This is a genomic window from Caenimonas sedimenti (assembly GCF_007833165.1).
Classification (GTDB): Bacteria; Pseudomonadota; Gammaproteobacteria; order Burkholderiales; family Burkholderiaceae_C; genus Ramlibacter; species Ramlibacter sedimenti.
This window is the reverse complement of the sequence record NZ_VOBQ01000029.1, coordinates 13,825-29,713: the sequence shown is the minus strand read 5'-3', so window position 1 is coordinate 29,713 and position 15,889 is coordinate 13,825. Positions and strand designations below refer to the sequence as shown.

Genomic DNA, 15,889 nt, shown 5'->3' with positions numbered 1-15,889 from the left:
ATGCTTTGGGTCTTGCGAAGGATTGTCGCCGTTCTCTGCCTGCTGGTGGCCGGCGGTGCGCCGGCCGCCGTGCTGGAACTGAACCAGGCGCAAGCGGCGATCGGCACCCCGGCGGGGCCCACCGGCGAATGGCAGCCGGTCGCCCTGCCGCACAACTGGGAAACCACCTTCCCGGGCCATACCGGCGACGTCTGGTATCGCCTGCGCTTCGAGGCGCCCCTGGACGCCGGGCTGCTGGGTGTCTACGTGCAGCGCGCCTGCACCAACCTGGAGGTCTCGCTCAACGGCGAACTGGTGGGCAGTGGCGGCCTGATGTCCGCGCCCGTCGCCCGCAACTGCTACTACCCGCACTTGCTTCCCTTGCCGCGCGCGCTGCTGCGGCCCGGCACGAACGAACTGGTGGTGCGGGTGACCGGCTTTGCCGCGCGCGAGGTTTCGGCTCGCCAGCGGGCCGCCGGCTTGTCGGCCCTGCAGATCGGGCCCCGGGAGGAACTGCAGCCGGCCTACGACCGCCAGCTGTTCTGGAACATCACCGTGGCGCAGATCATCGCTGCCACCATCGGCGCGCTCGGCGTGTCCATGCTCGGCCTGGCGGCGCTGCGGCGCAAGGACACGTACCTGTTCTACTTCGGCCTGTTCTCGATCGGCTGGAGCCTGCTCAGCGCGCGGCTCTTCGTGCAGAACGTGCCATTGGGACACCTGCAGACGGAGATCCTGATCTGCAGCGCGTTCCCGCCCATCCTGGCGTGCGCCTATCTGTTCCTGATGCGCTACCTGGAGCGGCGGAGGCCGTGGGTCGACGCCCTCCTCTGGCTGCAGGCGCTGGTGGTCCCCGTGGTCCTGGCCCTGGCCGGGCGCGAGCACCTGCTGCGCGCCGCGAGCACGGTCTACAACCTGACGGCGGTCGAATTCGCAGCTTGCGTGATCTGGTTCTTCGTGGTCGCCTGGCGCCGCCGCCGCCGCGAGTTCTGGCTCATGGGCGGCGTGCTGGCCGTGGCCCTGGTGCTGGTGGCTCTGGAGATCGCGCTGCAGAACGACCTGCTGCCGCTGCCCAAGATCCACCTGATCCACTTCGCGATGCCGTTCGTGTTTGCGGTGATCGGCGTGCGCCTGATCCAGCTGTTCGTGCAGGCGCTGCACCAGGCGGAAACCGCCAACGTGGTGCTGGAGCAGCGCGTGGCGGAAAAGTCCCGCGAGCTGGAGCGCAACTACGAGCAGCTGACCACGCTGCGCGCGGCGCAAGCCGCGCAGACGGAGCGCCAGCGCATCGCGTCCGACCTGCACGATGACCTGGGCGCCAAGCTGCTCACCATCGCGCAGGCCAGCCTGCATGTGGACGACCGGGAGCGCGTCGCCGGCATGGCCCGGCAGGCGCTGGACGAGATGCGCCTGTCCGTGCGCGGCCTGACCGGCGAGCCGTCGCTGGCGGCCGACGTGCTGGCCGACTGGCGGGCCGAGACGGTGACCCGGCTGGTGGCCGCCGGCATCGAGGCGCATTGGGAAGCGGGTGAGCCGCCGGACGGCCTGGTGCTGCCCGCCCGCACCCACGTGCAACTGACGCGCGTGCTGCGCGAAGCGATCTCCAACACCATCCGGCACAGCCGTGCTCGCCACTGTGCCGTGCGCATCGCCCTGGTAGGCGCAGCCCTGCGCATGGAGGTGGAAGACGATGGGGCCGGCCTGCCGCCGGGGGTGGCCCAGGCCGGCCGGGGCCATGGCCTGTTGAGCATCGAACGGCGCATCCGCCAGTTGCGCGGTGAGTACACGCTGGGCGGCGGCGCGGCGGGCGGCACCCGCCTGTCCCTGACGGTACCGCTCGCGCAATCCGCTAACATCGATCGCACATGAAGCACGCCCTGATCGTCGAAGACCTGCCCGACATCCGCGCCTGGCTGGGAGAAGTGGCGATCAGTGCGTTCCCCGAACTCCAGGTGACCAGCGCCGCGCGCCGGGACGAGGCGCTGCGATGCATCCAGGGCGGCCGGTTCGACCTGGCCCTGATCGACCTGGGCCTGCCGGACGGCAGCGGGCTGGACGTCGTCGCCGCCCTGCGCCGCGCGCAGCCGCAGGCGCTGCCGGTGGTGGTGACCATCTACGACGACGACGACCACCTGTTCCCCGCTTTGCAGGCTGGCGCTTTCGGTTACCTCCTGAAGGAGCAACCGCGCGAAACCCTGGTGGCCCAGCTGCTGCGCATGGTCGATGGCGAACCGCCGCTCTCGCCACCGATCGCGCGCCGCGTGCTGGCGTATTTCGCCACCGCGGCCGAAATGCGGCAGGCGGCCATGCGCCAGCTCGAGGAACAGGTGCACCTGACCGACCGAGAGACGGAGGTGCTGCAACGCGTCGCGAAGGGCTACACCCTGCCCGAAATCGCGCAGCAGTTCGGCCTGTCGCGCCACACCATCGCGGACTACATCAAGCAGATCTACCGCAAGCTCAACGTGTCCTCCCGCGCCGAAGCCGCGCTCGAAGCCGCACGGCGCGGCCTGGTCCGCCCATGATCGGCCGCCTGAACGGCGTGCTGGCCGACAAGAACCCGCCGCAGGTGCTGGTGGATTGCAGCGGTGTCGGCTACGAGGTCGACGTGCCCATGAGCACTTTCTACAACCTGCCGGGGCTGGGCGAGAAGGTCACGCTGCTCACCCATTTCGTCGTGCGCGAAGACGCGCAGGTTCTCTTCGGCTTCGGCACCGCCGGCGAGCGCGAGGCTTTCCGCCAGCTCATCAAGATTTCCGGTGTGGGTCCGCGCACCGCGCTGGGCCTGCTGAGCGGCATGAGCGTGGGCGACATCGCGCAGGCGGTGACGGCGCAGGACGCCAGCCGCCTCGTCAAGGTGCCGGGCATCGGCAAGAAGACGGCGGAGCGGCTGCTGCTCGAACTGAAGGGCAAGTTCGGCGCGGACCTGGGCAATGCCGCGCTCGGCGGCGCCAGTGACGCCCAGGCCGACATCCTGCAGGCCCTGCTGGCGCTGGGCTACAGCGACAAGGAAGCGGCGGCCACGCTCAAGTCGCTGCCGAAGGACATCGGCGTCAGCGACGGCATCAAGCAGGCGCTGAAGGCGCTGGCGCGCTAGGCCCGCAGCCGTGGCGATCCACACCGACGATTTCGCGCCCGCGCCCGACAAGCGCGTGGTCTCGGCGGCGCCCGCGTCACCGGCCGAAGAGGCCATCGAGCGCGCGCTGCGCCCCAAAGGCCTGGCGGAGTACGTGGGGCAGGCCAAGACCCGCGAGCAGCTGGAGATCTTCATCGGGGCGGCGCGCAAGCGCGGCGAGGCGCTCGACCACGTGCTGCTGTTCGGCCCGCCCGGCCTGGGCAAGACGACGCTGTCGCACATCATCGCCAACGAGCTGGGCGTCAACCTGCGCTCGACCTCGGGGCCGGTGCTGGAGAAGCCGAAGGACCTGGCGGCGCTGCTGACCAACCTCGAGAAGAACGACGTCCTGTTCATCGACGAGATCCACCGGCTCTCGCCGGTCGTCGAGGAAATCCTCTACCCGGCGCTGGAGGACTACCAGATCGACATCATGATCGGCGAGGGCCCCGCCGCCCGCTCGATCAAGCTCGACCTGCAGCCGTTCACGCTGGTGGGCGCGACCACGCGGGCCGGCATGCTCACGAATCCGCTGCGCGACCGCTTCGGCATCGTCGCGCGGCTGGAGTTCTACACGCCGGAGGAGCTCGCGCGCATCGTCACGCGCAGCGCGGGATTGCTGAAAGCCCCGCTGGACGCCGAGGGCGGCGCGGAGATCGCGCGCCGCTCGCGCGGCACCCCGCGCATCGCCAACCGGCTGCTGCGCCGCGTGCGCGACTACGCCGACGTCAAGGGCACGGGCCACATCAGCCGGGAGATCGCGCACAAGGCACTGGCCATGCTCGACGTCGACCCGCAGGGCTTCGACGTGATGGACCGCAAGCTGCTGGAAGCCGTGATCCACCGCTTCGACGGCGGACCGGTCGGGCTCGACAACGTGGCGGCCTCCATCGGCGAGGAACGCGACACCATCGAAGACGTGATCGAGCCCTACCTCATCCAGCAGGGCTACCTGCAGCGCACGCCGCGCGGGCGCATCGCCACGCTCGCGGCGTACCGGCACCTGGGCGTGGTGCCGCCGAAGAGCGCGGGAGAGCTGTTCGGCAGTTGAGTCGCGCGAAAGCGACGCGGCTTGTTGCCCGCGTGCTGCCGCGGTAAAGCCGGTTGGAACATTTGTGAAGTCTGGCAAAGGCGTTGGCCCGCTGTATTCCTCCTGGCCATGATTGCGTTCCATGACGAACCCCCCGGATCACTCCCTCACGCGCCGCGGCTTCGCCGCGGGCATCGGCGGCTCCGCGCTGCTCGCCCTGGCGGGCTGCGGCGGCGGCGGCTCGGACCCCGCGCCGGCACCCACTCCCGCGCCGACCCCGGCGCCCACGTCCGCGCCGACACCGGCCCCGACGCCCGCGCCTTCCGCCGCCGGCATCGCCTTGCTGGCTGGCGGATTGGGCGGCCCCGGTTCGCTCGAAGGCCACGGTGCGGACGCCCGCCTCTCGCGGCCCCAATGGCTGGCGGTGGCGCCTTCCGGTGATGTGTACTTCGCCGATGGCATCATGGTCGGCAAGGTCACGGCCGCCGGGGACGTGCGCTACCTGGCCCAGTTCCCGTACATCTCGATGAGCGGCATGGCGGTCGACGCCCAGGGCACGCTCTATGCCGCGGCGGGCGGCATGGGTGCCATCTACCGTCTCGTGGAGCGCACCGGGGAAGCGTCCGTGTTCGAGCTCGTGGCGGGGCTGCCCCAACCCTTTCCCAATGGCGGCTTCGTCGATGGCGACGGCGCCACCGCGCGCATGAAGCTGCCGGGGAGGCTGGTCTACGACGGCCAGGATTTCTATTTCATCGATGCAGGCAATCTCGCCGTCCGGAAGATGGCGCCCGACGGCAGGGTCACGTCCGTGGCTGGCGGCCCCACCAACACCGCATCGGTGGACGGGACGGGCGCGGCAGCGGGCTTCTCGGCGTTGCACGGCCTGGTGCGGCTCGCCGGCGGAGATTTCCTCGTGCTGGATGGCGACCGCTGGCGCCGCATGACCCCCCAGGGCCAAGTGACGACCCTGCCGGGGACGGTCCCCGAATACGCGCGCAGGGCGACCGTTGCCGCCGGTGCCGACGCCGTCTATGCCCTGCGCGAGGCCAGCGTCGTGCGGCTTGGGCTGGACGGCTCGGTGCGCACCGTCGCCGGCGTCTGGGACGCCGCCGGCTACGACGAAAACCCGGGGACCGGCGCCCGCTTCAATACCCTGACAGGGCTGGCGGTGCTGGCCAACGGTGACCTGGTGCTCGCGGACACCGGCAATGCGGTCATCCGCCGCATCACCGCTGGGGAGGGAGCCCACGTGGCGGTCATCGGCCGCGCGCCGCGGAATGGCCGCGCCGACGGCACCGGCGCGGCCGCGCGGTTCGACCAGCTGAACGGGTCGATGGCCCTGGATGCCGCCGGCAATCTGTATCTGCTGGACGTGCAACGGGAAAACGTACGCAAGGTGACGCCGCAAGGCATCGTTTCCACGCTCTTCTCCGGCTTCCCATCGCAAGGCGGACTGGCGATCGACGCGGCCGGCAACTTGTATGGCGTGCGCAACCGCGCCATCGTGCGCGTCGCGCCGGATGGCTCGCAGAGCATTTTCGCGGGGCAGCCCGGGGTGCTGGGCTTTGCCGACGGGCCGGCGCTGGAAGCCACCTTCGCCCGACCGCAGGGGCTGGCATTCGACCTGCAAGGCAACCTGTTCGTCGGTGACGCGCCCGACATCACGTCCACCGGCTGGTTTGCGCACACGTCCAGCTACAAGTACGGCAACACGATCCGCAAGATCACGCCGGCCGGCGTGGTGTCGACCTTCTCCGGTGCGCGCGGCCGAGAATTCATCTTCGGCGCGGGCACGCCAGGCGACCTGTCTGCGGATTACCACGCGCCATCGGTGCTGGCCGTCGATGCGACCGGCCGTGTCCACGTGCTCGACACGCGGCTGGGCAATGTCCGGCGCATCGGACCGGAAGGTGGCGCGCCGACGCTGCTCGCGCCGGTGGCCGGCGCCGGAACGACGGGCGCGTTGACGGCGATGGCGGTGCGCCCCAACGGCGAAGTGTTCTTCACGCTCACCAATTCCGATGGCGTGACGGGGTTCTCGCGCGTCACCCTGTTCAAGCTGGACGCTGCCGGTGGCGCGCCCCGGCTGGTCGCGGGCCAGGCGCAGGCGTTCCGGCACGGCGTCCGTCTTGGCGCCTTGCCGGGCGCGCTGAACTTCGTCCAGGGCCTGATGGCCTCGGGCGACGTGATCTACGCGCTGAGCGAGAACTCGGTGCTCACCCTCCGGGAGGGTTGATCCAACGAGTACCACGAACCCTCGCTCCTCGCCTTCGACGGCCGGGCACGTTGCACCATGTCATGGTCGTGCTGGCCGCGCCGGACGGCGCGCTCTACGTGATGAGCGAGAACGCGGTGCTGCGGGTCCAGCCGCCAGCGGTGTAAGAGCGACGCGCCTGGGACGACTACCGGCATGCAACGCCGTCAAGCCATGAAACGCATCACCCTGTTCGGCCTGGGCGCCGCCCCGGCCCTTGCCGCTGCCGCGCCCCCGCCCAAGCTGCACCTGCCGGAGGAGGAATGGCGCCGCCGCCTGACGCCCGCGCAATACGACGTGCTGCGCCGCGCCGGGACCGAAACGGCCCGCTCCAGCCCGCTGAACCACGAGCATCGCAAGGGCACCTACCACTGCGCCGGCTGCGAACTCCCGCTGTTCTCGTCGGAGACCAAGTACGACAGCGGCACCGGGTGGCCGAGCTTCTACGCGCCGCTGCCCGATGCGCTGGAGACGTCGATCGACTTCTGGCTGATCATTCCGCGCACCGAATACCACTGCGCGAAGTGCGGTGGCCACCATGGCCACGTGTTCGGCGATGGGCCCAAGCCGACTGGCAAGCGCTATTGCAGCAACGGGGTCGCGCTGAAGTTCATCCCCGGCGCGGCCTGAGCTCCGGCTTCACCAGCTGTTGCGCAGCTCGCGCAAGCGCGTGAAGACGGTCTTGGCGTCGGGTTGCTCCGGCAGATCCGGAAACTTCTCGCGCAGCGCGGCGATCACCTTGGGGCTGTCCAGCCGCATGAAGGTGTTGATGCGCTTCTCCTCGGCCAGCGTGGTGACGATGGACTGTGCCGGGTCGTGGCCCACCACCTGCGGCAGCAGCGCCTGCGCCGCTTCGTTGCCCGGCTCGCGCGCGAGGGTGAACCTCAGGTTGTTCTCGATGTAGTCGTGGCCGGGATAGACCCGCGTGTTGTCGGGCAGGCGCGTGATCTGGTCGGCGAAGGTTTGGAACAGCGCGTCCACGCTGCCGCCGTTGTGCACGTTGCCGGCGCCGGCATTGAACAGCGTGTCGCCGGAGAAGAGGGCCGGCTCGTCCGTGTGCGAGCGCAGGCAGATGTGGCAGAAGGTGTGGCCGGGCGTGTCCAGGCATTCCAGCTCGACGCGCTTGCCGACCTTGATCACGTCGCCGGCGCGCACGCCGCGGTCGACACCGGGGATCAGCTTGGCCGCCTTTTCATGCGCGATCACCTTGGCGCCGGTGGCGGCGACCACGGCCGCGTTCCCGCCCACATGGTCATGGTGCTCGTGGGTGTTGAGCACCTGGGTGATCTGCCAGCCCTTGACCTTGGCGGTGGCCAACGTCTTCTCATGGTCCAGCGGATCGATGGCCAGCGCTTCCCCGGTGTCGGGGCACGCCACCAGGTAGTTGAAGTTGCGCAACGCGTTGCCGGTCCAGATTCGTTCGACGATCAATTGCTGCTCCTGGGCATGTCCTGCCACGCATGGTAGCGTGCTGCCCCATGAGCGCGAATGACCCTGCCGGCCATTTCTTCGACGTCGTCATCGTCGGCGCCGGCCTGTCGGGCATTGCGGCCGCGCACTACCTGCAGGCACTTTGCCCCGGGCGCAGCTACGTCATCCTGGAAGGCCGGCAGGCGATCGGCGGCACCTGGGACCTGTTCCGTTATCCCGGCGTGCGGTCCGACTCCGACATGTTCACGCTGGGCTACAGCTTCCGGCCGTGGGCGAGCAACGCCAGCTTCGCGCCCGGCCCGGCGATCCGCGACTACGTGCGGGACACGGCGCGGGAAGAAGGAATCGACCGGCACATCCGGTTCGGTCACCGCGTCACCGGCGCGGCATGTGGTTCGGAGGCGGCGCGCTGGACCGTGACTGCGAAGACGGATGGCGAGTCCGCGGGTGAAGCGCGCTTCACCTGCCGCTTCCTCTTCTTCTGCAGCGGCTACTACGACTACGAGCAGCCCCACGACCCGCCGTGGCCCGGCCGCGAGACGTTTCAGGGACGGATCGTGCATCCGCAGCACTGGCCCGCCGACCTGGATCACGCGGGCCGCCGGGTGGTGGTCATCGGCAGCGGGGCGACGGCGGTCACCCTGGTGCCGGACATGGCGCGCACCGCGGCGCACGTGACCATGCTGCAGCGCTCCCCCAGCTACATCGTCCCGCTGCCCACGCGCGATCGCATCGGCGCGGTACTGCGCCAAGTGTTGCCGGCCGGGCTCTCGCATCCGCTCATCCGTTGGAAGAACATCCTGCTGAGCACCGCCTTCTACCAATACTCGCGGCTGCGGCCGGCGGGGGTGAAGCGCGCGGTGCTGCGGATCGCGCGGAAGTTCCTGGGCCCGGTCTTCGATGTCGAGCGCCACCTCTCGCCGAGCTACGACCCCTGGGACCAGCGCCTGTGCATCGCGCCGGACGCCGACATCTTCCACGCCATCCGCGGCGGCAAGGCGGACATCGTGACCGGCGAGATCGCCTGCTTCACGCCCGGTGGCATCCGCCTGGTTTCCGGCGAGGAGCTGCCGGCCGACGTGATCGTCACGGCCACCGGGCTCACGCTCAAGGTGATGGGCGGCGCGGCGCTGACCATCGACGGTGTGCCGCTGGACCCCGCAGGGACGATCGTCTACCGCGGCGCCCTCTACAGCGGCGTGCCCAACATGGCCGTGGCTTCTGGCTACACCAATGCCTCATGGACGTTGAAGTGCGAACTCGTCGCCCGCTATGTCTGCCGCCTGTTGAACGAGATGGAAGCGAAGCAGCTCGACGTCTGCGTGGCCGTCAACGACGATCCGGCGCTGCCGCTGCAGCCGTTCCTGAACCTCAGCTCGGGTTATGTGCAACGCTCGGCGCACTTGCTGGCCAAGCAGGGCCAGCGGCGGCCCTGGCGCCTTTACCAGAACTACTTCCTGGACCTGATGGCGCTGAAGTTCTCGCCGCTGCGCGATGGCGTCATGCGGTTCTCGAAGCGGAAGGCTCCAGCGGCTGCGCCAGTGGAGCCGGCCCCGCGCTGACCGGCGTCCCGGGCTGCGCATGGCGCGCGATCAGCACCTGCGCCGTGTAGTAGGTGGCCAGCACCCAGAACTGCGCCAGCGGCAACGGCATGGCGAACTTGTTGATGGCCAGCAGCGAATCGCTCAGCATGAAGAACACGGCACCGATCGCGACACCGAGCGACGCACCATCGCGCAGCACCGTCGCCCGGCCGATCGCTTGCGCGGCCATGAGTGCAATCACGACGGCGTAGCAAGCCACCGCCACCTGCAGCACGGCGTTGAGTGACGGGAACAGGAAGGCGTACATCGCGCCGGCCGCGGCCAGCGTGGCGGCGAGCGCGGGCTTGCTGGCGAACCAGGGCGCGTCCTGGCGGAACAATGCGATGTAGCAAAGATGCGCGAGCAGGAAGGCGACGAGGCCGGGGATGAAGAGGCCGGGCAGCATCAGCAGCACGTCGCCGACCAGGGAGAAGGCGAGGCCGGCGATGAGCAGACCCTTGAACCGGGGCGAGGAAGAGCCACGCCGCCACACGAACGCGATCGCCAGCACCATCGCCAGCGGCTTGAAGACGCGGTACAGGTCGATCAAGCCGGCGGCAGCGGTCGCGGTGGCGAGCGCCGCCACTTCGATCAGCACGGCCTCCAGCATCGTGATCCGCCCTTGCATCACCGCCCCGATGGCCCACAGGCCGGCGGTCAAGGCCGCAAGCCAGACGGCGGCCTGCGACAACGCCATTTGGTCCACGTGCCAAAGGAACACCGCGACGCCCTGCAGCAGCACCACGAACTGGATCCCGCCGAACCAAGCCACCGCAGAAGTCATGGGTGGGTCATAGCGTTCCATCCGCTCCAGGTCGAACGCAGGCTTCGGAAACCTTGCGGCCACGTCCGCGGGGCGCCAGCCGGGCGGCTTGAACCAGACCCGCAGCTTGTCCAGCCAGTTGCGGGCATGCCAGCTGTCCTTCGCCAGGCCCCAATAGACTTCGGCATTCGACCAGAGGGGGTCCCAGCTGTTCAATGGCGCCCGGGTGCCGTACACGCATTTGGTCCCTTCTTCCTTGAAGCTTCCGAACATGCGGTCCCAGATGATCAGGATGGCGCCGTAGTTGCGATCGAGATATTCGTCGTTCACCGCGTGGTGCACCCGGTGGTTCGAGGGCGAACAGAACCAGCGGTCGAACCAGCCGAGCTTGGGCACGTGCTCGGTGTGGACCCAGAACTGGTACAGCAGATCGACCAGCGCCACCACGCCGAACACCAGGGGTGGCACGCCGGCCAGCGCCATCGGCAGGTAGAAGATCCACCCGAACAACACGCCGGAACTCGTCTGGCGCAATGCCGTGGAGAGGTTGTACTCCTGGCTCTGGTGGTGCACCACATGCGCCGCCCAGAACAAGGCGGTTTCGTGGCCGGCCCGGTGCAGCCAGTAGTAGCAGAAATCGTAGAAGACAAGGGCCAGCAGCCAGCCCGCTGGCGACATCCAGAACGCGTCGTTGCGCCACAGCGCCGCCGAGGAGAACACGACGGTGTAGATGCCGAGCCGGAACAGCACCTTGCTGATCTCGCTCAGCATGCCCAGGCTGATGCTGTTGATGGCGTCGTTCAGCCGGTAGGTGTTGCGGCCCTTGTGGACGCCCCAGGCGAACTCGAGCGCGATGAGCAGGAAGAAAACAGGGGTCGCCAGGACGATGACCTGGCTCGGCGAGAGCTGCATGCCCCGATTTTCCTTGTCTTCAGGTCAGCGCGCCTCTGGCATCAACCCGGATGATCCGCTCCACCTTGCCGTTGGCCAGCCCCCCGCCCACGCCCACCAGGTGGTTGTGCAGGTTGACTGTCGGGTCGCAGTGGCCCGGGATCAGCCAGATGTCGTCGCCGATCTGCGGCACGCGCTGGTTCTTGCCGGTGGGGCGCAGGATGCCGTGCTCGTCGCCGCCGTTCGCGTATTTCAGCTCGCCGGTCTCGTCCACCGTCAGCACCGTCGGCAGGCCGGAATCGACGGCGTGGCTCTTGTGGCCGGCGTCGCAGACGGCATGCCGCACGCCGGAGCTGACCACCTGCGATTTGACGAACAGCGCATGCTCGAACGCCGGCTGCGCCGGGTCGCGCTCGTTCGCGGCGTAGTCGCCGTCCATGAAGAGGAAGGAGCCGGGCTGCAGTTCGCCGAAGGCGCCGCTCGCGGCTTCGCAGACCATGCTGCCGGTGCCCGCGCCGGTGATCAGGTCCACCGGCACGCCTTCGCTTTCGATCAGCTTGCGGGTGAACAGGACGTCCTGCACGACCACGCTGATGGCGTCGCGGCGTTCGGCTGGCGTGCGCATGTGCTGCGCCTTGCCGTGGTACGCCTGCAGGCCCGCGAAGCGCAACGCGGGGTGCTTGCGGACCTCCAGGGCCAGTTCCACGGCTTGCCGGCCGGGGGTGACGCCGCAGCGGCCCTGGCCGACGTCGAGTTCCACATACACGTCGATCACCGCCGCGCCGCCGCCGTTGCGCCGCTCGTTCATCGCCTGCGACAGGCGGCGCACGCCCTCCACGCTGTCGACGGCGATGGCGAGTTGCCCGTGCTCCACGGTGAGGCGGTGCGCCAGGTCGGCCACGCGCGCCAGCTTCTGCGGCGCGATCACCACGTTGCTGATGAAGATCTGCGTGACGCCGCCGGCCGCCATGGCCTCGGCTTCGCTGGTCTTCTGCACGCAGATGCCCGAGGCGCCTGCCTGCATCGCCAGCTTGGCGAGGGCCGAGCTCTTGTGCGTCTTCGCGTGGGCCCGCCAGCGGATGTCGTGCTTGCGCGCGAACTCCGCCATGCGGCTCAGGTTGCGCTGCATCGCGTCGATGTCGACGACGAGCGACGGGGTGTCGATGGCGCTGACCGGCTGCCCGATCAGGCGGCGGAGGTCTTCAGAAAGAGGTGTTTTCGTCGTGGGCTGCATGGTCCAGGTGCTGGGTGTCCGACCAGCCCACGAGAGTAAACCCCTCGGGCGTCCACAGCAACCTGTTAATGGCCCCGTTGGGCAACTGCCACGTGCGCGGTGAATTCACTTCCTGCCCCGTCGCGACGCGGTAGAGCGTGTCGAGCACCCCGCCATGCGCCACCACGGCGATCTGCTCCCCGCCGTGCCGCGCCGCCAGGTCGCTGATGGTGCGCGTCACCCGCTCGCGCAGCTGCAGCAGCGATTCACCGCCTTGGGGCGGCTCCCATTCGGGGATCCGCTTCTTCCAGTTCTGGGCGTGGTCGGGCCAGGTCTGGTGGATCTCGTCGAATGTCTTGCCTTCGAACATGCCGAAGCGGCGCTCGCGCAGGCCGGGGTGGGCCACCACCGGGATGCCGGCGGCGTCGGCGATGGCGCGCGCCGTTTCATGGGCCCGGCCCAGGTCGCTGGAGTAGACGGCGCTGAGGTCTTCGCCGGAGAGGGCGTCGCCCACTCGGCGGGCCTGCCAGCGGCCGGTGTCGTTCAGCTGGATGTCCAGCTGGCCCTGGATGCGCGCGTCCACGTTCCAGGAGGTTTCTCCATGCCGGACGGCAATGATGCGCGTGGCTTCCATAACGCCACATTGTATGGAGCGCGCTTTACATGAGACGACCAATCGGTTGCGAGTTGTTAGCGTCAGCGGGCGGCGGCGCCCACCTGGATGTCGACCCGCCGCGGACCGGTTGGCGGGTTGGGGAAGCCCTGCAGCGCAGCCTCGAACATGGCCGGTAGTACGGATCGGTTATCGAGCCAGGGCCCGTCGTTGGCGGCATGGCTCTCGAACACGACGCGGTTGGCCGGCAGCTCGCGCACGACGACGCTCACTTCGCGCTGGAACCACGGTTGCTCCATGTACGGGAAGGGGCGGTGGAAGCCCCAGCCGCGCCCACCGATGCCGAAGCCCCAGCCCCAGGGCTGCCAGGGGTCGGCCCAGGGCGACAGGGTGCGCTGGATGCGAGCGGACACTTGCACGCTGTAGCGCGGCGCCGCGTCGTCACGCTGCAGTCCCGCCTTGTGCAAGGCAGGATCGGCGTAGGCCTCCAGCGTGGCCTGCGAAGGCTCCGCGAGCTGCGACGGCAGGCGATCGAAGCGGTAGCTGAACGGCGGCGTGGCGGCAGCGCCCGCCGTGGTGAACGACTGCACCCGGTTGTCGAGCAGGTAGCCCGTGGCGCAGCCGCCGAGCAAGGCCGTGGCCGCGAACGCGATGAGCAGCAGGCGGACGATGCGTGCCATGAAGCGCCTCCCGAGCGCGCGAGGCGCACCCCTGGCGTGCCTCAGAGTTGGATGACTTGCAGGCTGGGCAGGCCGGCGGCGGCGGGAAACTCCTCGCTGTCGAACGCCTTGTCGCCGTCGTCGCTGGCCACGCCCGTGGCGGTGAGACCCTTGAAATCGTGCAGTGTTCCGTCGGCCAGGTGGGACGGCACCACGTTCTGCAGGGCGTGCAGCATGTTGTCCAGCCGCCCGGGATGCTTGCGCTCCCATTCGCGCAGCATCTGCCCGACCTGCTTGCGCTGCAGGTTCTCCTGGCTGCCGCACAGGGTGCAGGGGATGATGGGGAATTCCCGCAGCTCGGCCCAGCGGGCCAAGTCCTTTTCGGCGACGTACGCCAGCGGGCGGATCACCACATGCCGGCCGTCGTCGCTCTGCAGCTTGGGCGGCATCCCTTTCAGCTTGCCGCCGAAGAACATGTTCAGGAACAGCGTCTGCAGCAGGTCGTCGCGGTGGTGGCCCAGGGCGATCTTCGTTGCGCCGAGTTCGGTCGCCACGCGGTACAGGATGCCGCGGCGCAGCCGGCTGCACAGGCTGCACATGGTCTTGCCGGCCGGGATCTTGTCCTTGACGATCGAGTAGGTGTCCTGGTTCTCGATGTGGAAGGGGACGCCCAGCGCCTCGAGGTAGTCCGGCAGCACGTGTTCCGGGAAGCCCGGCTGCTTCTGGTCGAGGTTGACGGCCACCAGGCTGAAATTGACCGGCGCGCGCGCCTGCAGCTTGAGCAGGATGTCGAGCAAGCCGTAGCTGTCCTTGCCACCCGACAGGCAGACCATCACCTTGTCGCCCTCGCCGATCATCCCGTAGTCGGTGATGGCCTGGCCGGCCAGCCGGCACAGGCGCTTTTCGAGCTTGTGGTTCTCGCGCTCGATCTTGCGTTCCGCCGGCAGGGGCGGGGTCTCATGGTCGATCCAGACGGCACTCATGGAGCCATTTTCGCATCCGGGCGCAAGCGGCGCCGGATGACGGACCGGCGGGCGATTGTCCTGCGCCGGGATCCGGCCACTGCACTTACGGTCGAGTCACAACTTTTTGTTGGAGACCCCATGTTCAAACAGCTCTTGCTCGCCGCCGTTGTCGCGGCGTCGTTCGGCACGATCAGCGCTCCGGCGCTGGCGCGCGACATCATCGTGCAGGTCGCGCCCCCGCCGCCGCGGAATGAAGTCGCGCCGAAACCGCGCCGCGGCTCGGTCTGGGTTCCCGGCCACTGGGAATGGAACGGCCGCCGTCACGTCTGGGCGCAAGGCCACTGGGTGCGCGAGCGCCGCGGCTATGCCTACAGCGAGCCGCGCTGGGAAGAGCGCAATGGCCGCTGGCACTACCAGGCCGGCAACTGGCGCCGGGGCGACCGCGACGGTGACGGCATCTCCAACCGCAATGACCGGGACAAGGACGGCGACGGCGTGCGCAACTCGCGCGACCGCAACCCGAACAACCCGAACAAGAGCTGACCCCGCGCCGCCCGCGAGGGCGGCCTGAGCGCTACTTGCGGGGCGGTGCCACGGCGGCGCCCTCGATCCGGTGCCGTTGCAGTGCGGCGGCGACGAAGCCTGACGCCTTCATCTCCTCGATGAAGGCGCTCAGCCACGCCTGCGCCGCCAGCCGGCCCTTGGGCACGCCCATGGCCTGCTCGATCACCATGAAGCGCCCCGGCAGCAGCCGCACGCCGCCGACCCGCTTCGCATCCGCCTCCAGTTGCTGCTTCACCCCCGCAGCCACTTCGAGGTTCTGCGCCATGAACAGGTTGGTGACCTCGGGCGACGTCGGCGCGCGCACGAGCGTGGCTGCCTTGAGTTCGCGCGTGAGGTACAGGTCGTAGGCACTGCCGCGTCCCACCGCCACGCGGTTGCCGGCGCGGTCGACGTCCTCGTTGCGGCGCAGCGGCGAAGCCTCGCGCACGAGGTACGCGCCTTCGATGATCACGTAGGGCGCTGTGTAGTCCATGTCGGCCCCGCGTACCGGGTCGATCGCCACGAACGCGAGATCCACCTGCCGCGATTTGATGGCCTCCACGACGTTGCCCGCGGAATTGAACAGCACCAGTTCGACCGGGATGCCCAGGCGGCGCGCGGCTTCGCGCGCGAGGTCGATGGAGACACCCACGGGTTCACCTCCCGGTCCCCGATTGGCGAGGATCGGATTGCCGAAATTGATCGCAGCGCGCAGCTTGCCCGTGGAAGAGAGTTCAGCGGCGGCAGCCGCCGCGGACGGCGACGAGCTTGTGCTGGCGCAGCCGGCCAGCAACAGGACGCCGCCCGCGCAGAAGGCGCGGCGGTCGATGGCGGAATCGCGGTTCATGTG

At 69.1% G+C, this 15,889-nt stretch carries 15 protein-coding genes; 8 read left to right on the top strand and 7 right to left on the bottom strand.

The window, feature by feature from the left end; translation table 11 throughout:
• The 6 genes from FN976_RS27555 (at position 1) to msrB (ending at position 7,008) form a co-directional block, all read left to right on the top strand.
• Complete coding sequence (locus tag FN976_RS27555) at positions 1-1,848, top strand: sensor histidine kinase (RefSeq protein WP_186511245.1); 1,848 nt, start codon at positions 1-3, stop codon at positions 1,846-1,848.
• The gene (locus tag FN976_RS27550) at positions 1,845-2,504 is read left to right on the top strand and encodes a response regulator (protein WP_145897086.1); all 660 of its coding nucleotides are present in this window, start codon (positions 1,845-1,847) and stop codon (positions 2,502-2,504) included. The genes FN976_RS27555 and FN976_RS27550 overlap by 4 nt, the downstream gene beginning before the upstream one ends.
• Complete coding sequence (gene ruvA / locus FN976_RS27545) at positions 2,501-3,076, top strand: Holliday junction branch migration protein RuvA (protein ID WP_145897084.1); 576 nt, start codon at positions 2,501-2,503, stop codon at positions 3,074-3,076. Before FN976_RS27550 ends, ruvA begins: the two co-directional genes overlap by 4 nt.
• Before the next feature lie 10 nt (positions 3,077-3,086).
• Positions 3,087-4,145: a Holliday junction branch migration DNA helicase RuvB gene (gene ruvB / locus FN976_RS27540; protein ID WP_145897082.1), complete on the top strand. Its 1,059-nt coding sequence runs from the start codon at positions 3,087-3,089 to the stop codon at positions 4,143-4,145.
• A gap of 121 nt (positions 4,146-4,266) precedes the next feature.
• Positions 4,267-6,360: an NHL repeat-containing protein gene (locus FN976_RS29670; protein WP_186511243.1), complete on the top strand. Its 2,094-nt coding sequence runs from the start codon at positions 4,267-4,269 to the stop codon at positions 6,358-6,360.
• Between the two features lie 174 nt (positions 6,361-6,534).
• Entirely contained in the window at positions 6,535-7,008 is a 474-nt protein-coding gene (gene msrB / locus FN976_RS27525) for a peptide-methionine (R)-S-oxide reductase MsrB (RefSeq protein ID WP_145897075.1), read from the top strand.
• Positions 7,009-7,017: 9 nt separating this feature from the next.
• Here the strand turns inward: msrB and FN976_RS27520 are convergent, their stop codons facing one another.
• Positions 7,018-7,809, bottom strand: coding sequence for a hydroxyacylglutathione hydrolase (locus tag FN976_RS27520; protein ID WP_145897073.1), 792 nt, complete (start codon positions 7,807-7,809; stop codon positions 7,018-7,020).
• Between the two features lie 47 nt (positions 7,810-7,856).
• Here FN976_RS27520 and FN976_RS27515 point away from each other — a divergent pair, with 47 nt between their 5' ends.
• Positions 7,857-9,371: a flavin-containing monooxygenase gene (locus FN976_RS27515; RefSeq protein WP_145897072.1), complete on the top strand. Its 1,515-nt coding sequence runs from the start codon at positions 7,857-7,859 to the stop codon at positions 9,369-9,371.
• Here the strand turns inward: FN976_RS27515 and FN976_RS27510 are convergent.
• The 5 genes from FN976_RS27510 to ttcA all read right to left on the bottom strand — a co-directional run bounded on the left by FN976_RS27510 (position 9,310) and on the right by ttcA (position 14,514).
• Complete coding sequence (locus tag FN976_RS27510; RefSeq protein WP_145897070.1) at positions 9,310-11,067, bottom strand: lysoplasmalogenase family protein; 1,758 nt, start codon at positions 11,065-11,067, stop codon at positions 9,310-9,312. The genes FN976_RS27515 and FN976_RS27510 overlap by 62 nt on opposite strands.
• A 19-nt stretch (positions 11,068-11,086) precedes the next feature.
• Positions 11,087-12,280: a DSD1 family PLP-dependent enzyme gene (locus FN976_RS27505; protein ID WP_145897068.1), complete on the bottom strand. Its 1,194-nt coding sequence runs from the start codon at positions 12,278-12,280 to the stop codon at positions 11,087-11,089.
• Positions 12,249-12,893 (bottom strand): histidine phosphatase family protein, encoded by a 645-nt coding sequence (locus tag FN976_RS27500; RefSeq protein WP_145897066.1) that lies wholly within the window; start codon positions 12,891-12,893, stop codon positions 12,249-12,251. Before FN976_RS27500 ends, FN976_RS27505 begins: the two co-directional genes overlap by 32 nt.
• 62 nt (positions 12,894-12,955) lie before the next feature.
• Positions 12,956-13,552, bottom strand: a complete 597-nt coding sequence (locus tag FN976_RS27495) for a DUF4136 domain-containing protein (RefSeq protein WP_145897064.1) — start codon at positions 13,550-13,552, stop codon at positions 12,956-12,958.
• Positions 13,553-13,593: 41 nt separating this feature from the next.
• Positions 13,594-14,514, bottom strand: coding sequence for a tRNA 2-thiocytidine(32) synthetase TtcA (ttcA, locus tag FN976_RS27490; protein WP_145897062.1), 921 nt, complete (start codon positions 14,512-14,514; stop codon positions 13,594-13,596).
• 120 nt (positions 14,515-14,634) lie between these two features.
• On the opposite strand from ttcA, the gene FN976_RS27485 reads away from it, so the two are divergent.
• Positions 14,635-15,039: a YXWGXW repeat-containing protein gene (locus tag FN976_RS27485; protein ID WP_145897060.1), complete on the top strand. Its 405-nt coding sequence runs from the start codon at positions 14,635-14,637 to the stop codon at positions 15,037-15,039.
• A 31-nt stretch (positions 15,040-15,070) separates the two neighbouring features.
• Here the strand turns inward: FN976_RS27485 and FN976_RS27480 are convergent, their stop codons facing one another.
• Positions 15,071-15,886, bottom strand: coding sequence for an ABC transporter substrate-binding protein (locus FN976_RS27480; protein WP_145897058.1), 816 nt, complete (start codon positions 15,884-15,886; stop codon positions 15,071-15,073).
• Positions 15,887-15,889 lie beyond the last annotated feature (3 nt).